Origin of the sequence: Paracoccus lichenicola, from assembly GCF_009708075.1 — a bacterium.
In the GTDB taxonomy this organism is placed as follows: Bacteria; Pseudomonadota; Alphaproteobacteria; order Rhodobacterales; family Rhodobacteraceae; genus Paracoccus; species Paracoccus lichenicola.
Genome location: NZ_WMBT01000033.1, coordinates 1 through 7,265 on the forward strand (window position 1 = coordinate 1; position 7,265 = coordinate 7,265).

The 7,265-nt window shown below is 62.8% G+C and carries 10 protein-coding genes; 6 read left to right on the forward strand and 4 right to left on the reverse strand.

Annotation, left to right across the window (positions count from 1 at the left end; genetic code table 11):
• Positions 1 to 79 precede the first annotated feature (79 nt).
• On the forward strand, positions 80 to 1,312 hold the full coding sequence (xrtD, locus tag GIY56_RS17790; protein ID WP_230312624.1) for a VPLPA-CTERM-specific exosortase XrtD: 1,233 nt from the start codon (positions 80 to 82) through the stop codon (positions 1,310 to 1,312).
• Here the strand turns inward: xrtD and GIY56_RS17795 are convergent, their stop codons facing one another.
• Complete coding sequence (locus tag GIY56_RS17795; RefSeq protein WP_080623085.1) at positions 1,313 to 1,585, reverse strand: hypothetical protein; 273 nt, start codon at positions 1,583 to 1,585, stop codon at positions 1,313 to 1,315.
• Positions 1,586 to 1,789: 204 nt separating this feature from the next.
• Here GIY56_RS17795 and GIY56_RS18440 point away from each other — a divergent pair, with 204 nt between their 5' ends.
• Complete coding sequence (locus GIY56_RS18440) at positions 1,790 to 2,068, forward strand: L,D-transpeptidase family protein (protein WP_196053691.1); 279 nt, start codon at positions 1,790 to 1,792, stop codon at positions 2,066 to 2,068.
• A gap of 56 nt (positions 2,069 to 2,124) precedes the next feature.
• Entirely contained in the window at positions 2,125 to 2,838 is a 714-nt protein-coding gene (locus GIY56_RS17800) for a DsbA family protein (RefSeq protein WP_196053692.1), read from the forward strand.
• On the opposite strand, the gene GIY56_RS17805 is transcribed toward GIY56_RS17800, so the two are convergent.
• Positions 2,798 to 3,280 carry a MerR family transcriptional regulator gene (locus GIY56_RS17805; RefSeq protein WP_080623083.1) on the reverse strand — a complete coding sequence of 161 codons (483 nt, stop codon included), beginning with the start codon at positions 3,278 to 3,280 and terminating at the stop codon, positions 2,798 to 2,800. The two genes, GIY56_RS17800 and GIY56_RS17805, sit on opposite strands and share 41 nt — an antisense overlap.
• A gap of 68 nt (positions 3,281 to 3,348) precedes the next feature.
• On the opposite strand from GIY56_RS17805, the gene GIY56_RS17810 reads away from it, so the two are divergent.
• Genes GIY56_RS17810 through GIY56_RS17820 form a run of 3 tightly spaced genes read left to right on the forward strand, consistent with a single transcriptional unit; the run spans position 3,349 to position 6,001 of the window.
• The gene (locus tag GIY56_RS17810) at positions 3,349 to 4,218 is read left to right on the forward strand and encodes a cation diffusion facilitator family transporter (RefSeq protein ID WP_230312625.1); all 870 of its coding nucleotides are present in this window, start codon (positions 3,349 to 3,351) and stop codon (positions 4,216 to 4,218) included.
• Positions 4,215 to 4,724, forward strand: a complete 510-nt coding sequence (gene lspA, locus GIY56_RS17815) for a signal peptidase II (protein WP_080623082.1) — start codon at positions 4,215 to 4,217, stop codon at positions 4,722 to 4,724. The genes GIY56_RS17810 and lspA overlap by 4 nt, the downstream gene beginning before the upstream one ends.
• On the forward strand, positions 4,724 to 6,001 hold the full coding sequence (locus GIY56_RS17820) for a cytochrome P450 (protein WP_080623081.1): 1,278 nt from the start codon (positions 4,724 to 4,726) through the stop codon (positions 5,999 to 6,001). Before lspA ends, GIY56_RS17820 begins: the two co-directional genes overlap by 1 nt.
• Before the next feature lie 524 nt (positions 6,002 to 6,525).
• On the opposite strand, the gene GIY56_RS17825 is transcribed toward GIY56_RS17820, so the two are convergent.
• A complete protein-coding gene (locus GIY56_RS17825; RefSeq protein ID WP_154766193.1) occupies positions 6,526 to 6,708 on the reverse strand; it encodes a hypothetical protein in 183 nt (60 codons plus the stop codon).
• A 233-nt stretch (positions 6,709 to 6,941) separates the two neighbouring features.
• On the reverse strand, positions 6,942 to 7,265 hold a 324-nt coding region (locus tag GIY56_RS17830), incomplete at its 5' end, for a transposase (protein WP_407946992.1).

Genomic DNA, 7,265 nt, shown 5'->3' on the forward strand with positions numbered 1-7,265 from the left:
GGCGGATGTCTCCGCCTGTCCGGGTCAGGCTGCGTCAACGCTCTTGTCGCATTTCATCTTGAATCCGCACCTGGTAACAATGGGATGGTCCCGAGGCTGGCATTTCTGGCCCTCGGTCCTGCATCTGGTCTATATGCTGCCGCTGCCTGCGACCCTGTATTACAAGGTGTCGATCTGGCTTCAGATGGTGTCTTCGGAAATCGGCGTGGGCATCCTGAAGCTGCTGTCGGTGCCGGTCTTCCTGGAAGGCAACATTATCGACCTGGGCGTGATGCGCCTGCACGTGGCCGAGGCCTGCTCGGGCCTGCGCTATCTGTTCCCGATCATGTCCTTTTCCTATATCTTCGCGGTGCTTTACCGCGGGCCGAAATGGCACAAGGCGGTGCTGCTGCTGGCCGCGGTGCCGATCACCGTCTTCATGAACTCGGTCCGCATCGCCGTGGCCGGGCTCATCGCCAATGTTTATGGCATCGAATGGCTGGAAGGGTTCACCCATTTCTTCGAAGGCTGGGTGATCTTCATCATCTGCATCGTGATGCTGTTCGCTCTGGCGCGGCTGATGCTGCTGTTCCATCCCGGCCGACCGTCGCTGGCCGATGCCTTGGACCTGGATACGTCGAACCTGCTGTCGCAGGCCGGGCGGATCCGGCTGATCCGGCCCTCGCGCGCGATGGTCGCGGCGACGGTGCTGGGGTTTGCGGCGCTTGCCGCCTGGCAACTGGTGCCGCAGGATCGCGGGCAGATGGTCCAGCGCAGCGCATTCTCCATGTTCCCCACGCAGCTTGGCGCTTGGCAGCAGCGCGGCCCCGAGGAACGGCTGGCTCCGAATGTCGCCAAGGTCCTGGGCGCCGACGATTACCGCCAAGTGACGATGATGCGCGACGCCGCCACCCCTACGGTGGGGCTGTTCATGGCCTTTTACCACGACCAGTCGAAAGGGGGCGTCCATTCGCCGGAAATCTGCCTGCCCTCCTCCGGTTGGGAAATCGCCAAGCTGGAACGGGTGGACATAGCCCCCCAATTGGGCACCGAGGGCCAGTTCCTGTTGAACCGCGTCATCATCCAGAAGGGTGAATTGCGGATGATGGTCTATTACTGGTTTCAGCAAGGCGATCGCCGCGTGGCCTGGGATGTCGCCGCCAAGTTCTATCTGCTGGCCGACGGCATCCGTTCGGGCCAGACCGATGGCGGCATCGTCCGCCTGACCACCACCATGGGGTCTGAGGAATCCGAGGAATCGGCCGAAGCCCGCCTTCTGGAAATGACCCGAGAGGTGATCGCGCCGCTGCCGAAGTTCATGCCGGAAGGCTGATCAGGACAGCAAGGCCGGGGCGGGTTCCGGCTTTCCCGCCAAGATCCAGTCATAACCCGAGCAATCTGGCGGGCCTTGGCGGTCCAGGTAAAAATCTTGCAAGGCCCGCGCCCGCGCGGCCTGCCCAAGGCCCGACAGAACCGTCGGATCGGCCAGCACTTTGTCCAAGGCATCGCGCAGCCTGGAAATGATCCGGTCGCGTGAGCCAAGGGGGAGCTTGAAGCCGGGGCCTCCAAGAAACTCACCGATGAGGCCAGCGTAATCGACCACCATCGGCACGATATCTACGTAGAGACCTCATTTAGGTCCAAGCAATCACGACAGAAACCGGCGCCAGACTGGCGAAATAGTTACGGGCGAGGCGGCCATCCTCGCGTTCATAAAATCAACTTGGCCCATACGGATCCAAGCTATTCAGGCCAGGAATAATAATGGCTAGACAAGGATCAGGACATTCATCTGCCACGGCATCCAATAATGAGCGCATACCACAACATGATCCGGCGTAATCCTGAACGCTATGGGCGGCTCGCCGATAATGGGCCGGGTGGCCCCGGGAACCCGCTCGGGCGCAAGCACTTTGCCTCTATCTCTACCGCGTCAGGCGCGACACCCACTCCCGCATCCGCAGTGGGACCGAACCCCGGACAATTGATCGGGCAATCGGTGCCTATCGGCTGTATCAGGATGCTGATCGATCACGTGATCCAGCTCTACGAGCAGGTCTCGGTCGAAACCTCTGTGACTGTGCTATGACAGTCCGGCGACGTGACGTCCTGATTCTCGGGGGCATTGTCACCGCGATTTATGGCTTGCGTGCGCTGCCTTGGGAGGGGCTGACAGGCCGCAGCCTCTCTTATGTCGAGATCGAAGACGTGCCGCCATTTCGTCGTCTGAAGTCCATGGGGCAAACCTCCACTGCCACTGCATCCGTTGCGCTGATCGGCCTCGATGCGCCATCGGATGATGCTGAAGCACGCCATGCGCGAGTGGAAGCCATGCGCGCCGCGGCCTGCCCGGCCCTATTCGGCACCGACCTTCCGACCGATGTCGTTCCGATCGCCTATTTCAGCGAGTTTCGCTGCCCCTTCTGCCGCGCCCTTGAAAAGGATCTGGACAAACTACTGGCTGATGACCCGGCCGTCTATCGGCTGGTGCAGCACGAGTTACCGATTTTCGGACCGGCATCTGAACTTGCCGCCCGCGCTTCGGTCGCGGCCGCACGGCAGGGTAGACAGCAGGATCTACGGCACCGCTTCATGCGAACGCCACTCGTTGCCGAAGAGTCTTCGGTATTGCGTGTGGCATCTGACCTCGGTCTCGATGTCGAACAGCTTGCGAAGGATATGGCCTCACCCGAGGTGCAGGCCGAACTCGATCAAACGCGTGCCCTGGCTGATCTTTTTGGCTTCATGGGCACCCCAGGCCTTGTGATAGGACGGACCGTTCTGAATGGTGCAATCCCAATTTCAGTGCTCCGTCAGATCACGAAGGACGAAAAGACCTTACCGCTCCCGGTATGTTGATAGGATGAACACACCCTCGCTTATCTTGATCGGATCTGTCGTTTTCGCCCGGCCGGTCGTGCTCGCGACCTTGCTGGCCAGACTTGCTCCTGATCTGCCGATGTTCACCATCGCTGACCATTCGGGCCAGTTCATCCTGCAAGAGAAGCAGGCGGACAATCCGGCTTTCGCCTGCCTCAAGCTGCTCTTGGGCAATGTGGCTCGCATCCTCGCATGATGCTTCCGGCCGCTCTTGCAAGGCCAGCAGGATGCGAATGCTTGGCAGATCAAAACCAAGCTCGCGAGCATGGCGGATAAAGCCCAGGCGTTCGGCATCGGCGGGGCTGTAGGTGCGTCGTCCGTTCGGCTGACGGGCAGGCTTGGGTAAAACCCCGATGCGCTCATAGTAACGGATCGTCTCAATGTTCACGTCCGTCTGCCGGGATAAATCGCCGATCTGCATCTTTTGACTTGCTCCTGTAGTCGCTACAGATTGTAGCAAGGCAAGGCTGGAGTTTCGAGGATCGACGAATGGCCGCTGCAACCGACACAATCCGCTATCACGTCATGGGCATGGACTGCGCATCCTGTGCCGCCAAGATCGAGGGCGCAGTCCGCAAGGTTGAAGGCGTGGGCGATGTGAAGGTGTCGATTGCCTCGCAGATCATGACGCTCAATGTCGATGATCCGCAGGCGCGGCTTCCCGCTGTTGAGCAGGCAGTGACAAGCCTGGGTTATCAGCTTGACCGCATAGGCCAGCCCAAGGTGGCCGGGGCGGAAACCGATGAGGATGACGACAAGATCCCTGACCTGTCGCACGTCACCCCAGCCTACAAGCGCGCACTCTGGATCGTTGTCCTGCTCAATGTTGGCTATGGCGTGATCGAGATTGTCGGCAGCTTTCTGGCGGGTTCGCAGGCACTACAGGCGGACGCGCTCGATTTCGTGGGCGATGGCCTGATTTCCTTCCTCGGCCTCATTGCAGTGGGTTGGGGTCTCGCGGCGCGCGCCAAGGCGGCACTGCTGCAAGGTGTGTTTCTGGGCCTTCTCGGCCTTGGCGTGATCGGCTCGACGCTCTACCGCGTCTTTGTCGAGCATGAGCCGGAAACTCTCCTGATGGGCGGCTTCGCGGTCGTGGCCTTCATCGTCAATGTGGCTGCTGCCCTTGTGCTGCTGCCCCACCGCAAGGGCGATGCCAATATGCGCGCTGTCTGGCTGTTCTCGCGAAACGATGCGTTTGGCAACCTCGCCGTGGTCGTCGCGGCCGTTCTTGTCTGGGCGCTTGGCTCGTCTTGGCCTGATCTTCTGGTGGCCTTCGCCGTCGCGGGCCTGTTCCTGCAATCGGCGTGGTCGATCATTCGGGATGCGCGCTCCGATCTCAAGCAGGCGGGCCGTACATGAGGACCAGGGCCGCCGTTCTCGTGATCGCCGCGGGCGCGGCGCTTGACCTCGTGGCCAAGGCTTGGGCGCGGGCCGCGCTCGAACCCTACGGCGCCGCGAGTGGGTTCCTGCCCTTCGTCTCGTTACGCCTGACCTTCAACGAGGGCGTGTCCTTCAGCCTTCTGTCGTTCGACAGGGAAAGGGGCCGGCTCGCGCTCCTCGCTGCCACCGGTCTGTTGACGGCCTTGGTAGCCGTCTGGGCGCTCCGCTCACAAGGATGGGAACGGCTCGGCTTCTCGATGATTACTGCGGGCGCGCTCGCGAACCTGATGGACCGCGCAGCGTTCGGGGCCGTGACCGATTTTCTTGGGCTGCACGTCGGGGCCTGGCATCCCTTCGTCTTCAATCTCGCTGACGTGTGGATCTCGCTCGGCGTCGCGCTCCTGCTGATCGCGCCGTTCCTTTCTGGCTGGGCCCGCAAGACGGCTCCCCCTCGTCAGGCCGGGTCGTGGGACGGAGGGCTCTGATGCCTGAAACCCCGCTGAACGAGCGCCTCCCGATCCCCTCCGACGGGGTGCTGGACAGCACCCTCGCCTTCCTGCGCGACGGCTACCTCTTCGTCTCGAAGCGCTGCGACCGGCTGGACTCGGACCTGTTCTCGACCCGCCTCATGCTGCGCCGCGCGGTCTGCATGAGGGGTGCCGTCGCGGCCGAGCTGTTCTACGGGAGCGACCACTTCACCCGCGTGGGCGCGATGCCGGTCACGGTCGCGAGGCTCCTCCAGGACTACGGCAGCGTCCAAACCCTGGATGGGGCACCGCATCGCCAACGCAAGCGCATGTTCATGTCACTGGTCAAGCCCGAGGCCGTCGCGCGTCTGGCGGAACTGACGGAGGCCGAGTGGCTACGCCGCCTGCCCAACTGGGCGCGCGCCCCGAAGATTGTCCTGTTCGACGAGGTCCGCGCGATCCTCGCCCAAGCCGTCTGCGCTTGGGCCGGCGTGCCGTTGGAGGGCGCCGAAACCGCGCGGCGGACCCGCGAGTTGTCCGAGATGATCGAGAGCGCGGGCTCGGTGGGGCCGCGCAACTGGCGGGGCCAGCTCCTTCGCGCGCGGTCGGAACGCTGGGCGCGCGACTTGGTGAGGCGCGCCCGAGCCGGGACGCTGCCTCTCGGCGAGGATGCCCCCCTCCGCGTGATCGCCACGCACCTGGACCACGACGGACGGCTTCTCGATGTGAAGGTGGCGGCCGTGGAGCTGCTGAACGTCTTGCGCCCCACCGTGGCCGTCGCGCGCTTCATGGTGTTCGCTGCCCTCGTCCTACACCGGCACCCGGATGTCCGGCAGCGGGTCCTGAACGAGGGCGAGCCTTACTTGGAGGCGTTCGCTCAGGAGGTCCGGCGGCAGGCGCCGTTCTTCCCGATCATCGGCGGCCGGGTGAAGGAACCCTTCGACTGGCGCGGGCACCGGTTTGCCCAAGGCGACTGGGTGATCCTTGACCTCTACGGCACCAACCACGATCCGCGAAGCTGGAGCGCCCCCAAGGCGTTCCGGCCGGAGCGGCTCCTGGAGCGGCGGCCGAGCCCCTTCGACTTGATTCCCCAAGGTGGGGGCGAGCATCTTCAGGGCCACCGATGCCCCGGCGAGGGGATCGCCATCGAGCTCACCAAGCTCGCCACCCGGATGCTGACGGGCCGGATGCGCTACGACGTGCCCGCTCAGGACCTGTTGATCGACCTGGCCCGCGTGCCGGCCCTGCCGGAGAGCGGGTTCGTCATCAAGCATGTTGCGGCAACACGGGCCTGAGCCCGTGCCGGAGATGAGAACAAGGGAGAGTCAACCTGATGGACAGGTCGCATTTTCGCGCCCTGTCGCACTTGCGCAATTTCATCCCTTGCGCCCACCCCGCCAGAACCACCGCCGAGGTGGAGGCGCAGGGCAGATTTCTCCCCTTGGTGGGTCAGCAGCGCGGTAAGACGTCGCCATTCCGCCGCTTCCGCGTCAACGCGGCTGCGCAGGTCGGCGACCGTCTCCTGCTCCCGCGCCAGCATCTCACGCAACATGCCGATTTCCAGTTCCAGCCGGGGGTAACAGCAACTCCTGCGGGGTTTCAGACCCTGACATATCAGGACTGGTGTCACGGTCAGGGCTTACGGCAGGGAACACCCGGTGCAGTTCGGCCGGATCAATGAGATAGCCGCCCGAGGGCTCACGATCTGCCGAGTGGCGCCCCGCTTGATCGCCCGCGTAATAGTCGGGATGCTCTTACCCGCCGCCTTGGCGGCTAGTCCGGCCGTGTATTTCACTCCCTGACTCATCCTTTCATGTCGTCACACGTTACCTTTCAGGTGAGATAACAGGGGTGTTTCCTGCCAGAAAGCCACGGCAAAAGGGCCGTCCCGCCAGGCTGTCTCCAAGCACTGCAAATGCCGGGTCAACGCCGAGAAGTAGCGCTTGAAGTTTGCCGCGAGCAGATCGACATAGGCGTGAAGGTCTGCGTCGCTTTCAGGCACCTAAGGCTTCTCGTGCGGTACGCAAAGCGGCGCGGGCGCCATGGCAGCACTCGAAACAGGGCCAAGGCCAGCCGTAGGGCGAGGGCAAGCCGATTGATCACAGCGCCTGATCCTGCCGCTTGCGCTCGCTCAGGCCGATCAAGCTTCCCATCAGATTGAGTTGGCCTTGCTGGAAGGCACGGGTCATGCCGCGTATGTGAACTCACGCCGAAGCGCAAATCGTTGTTTTTCTTCTACTCCAGTCTGTTTCTGAGAGCCATCAGGTTGCTTTCAAAGACCTCTGCGGGTGTTCGGTAGCCCAGACACTTGCGCGGTGTGGAATTGAGGCTCTGACAAATCGACCTCAAGTATCGATTTGTCAGAGCCGTCGGTTCGGTCGAGCGGGGCAGGTGCTTTCTCAGTCTGCCATTCGTGTTCTCGACCGTTCCTTTTTGCCACGGCGCCTGTGGATCGCAGAACCAGCTCGCAGCGCCGATCCCGTCCTTCAGCGAGTAATGAGCGAAAGTTGGTGATGCCCTGAGGGGCGGCATATCATGGCGGTGTTCACGCGCCGTCAA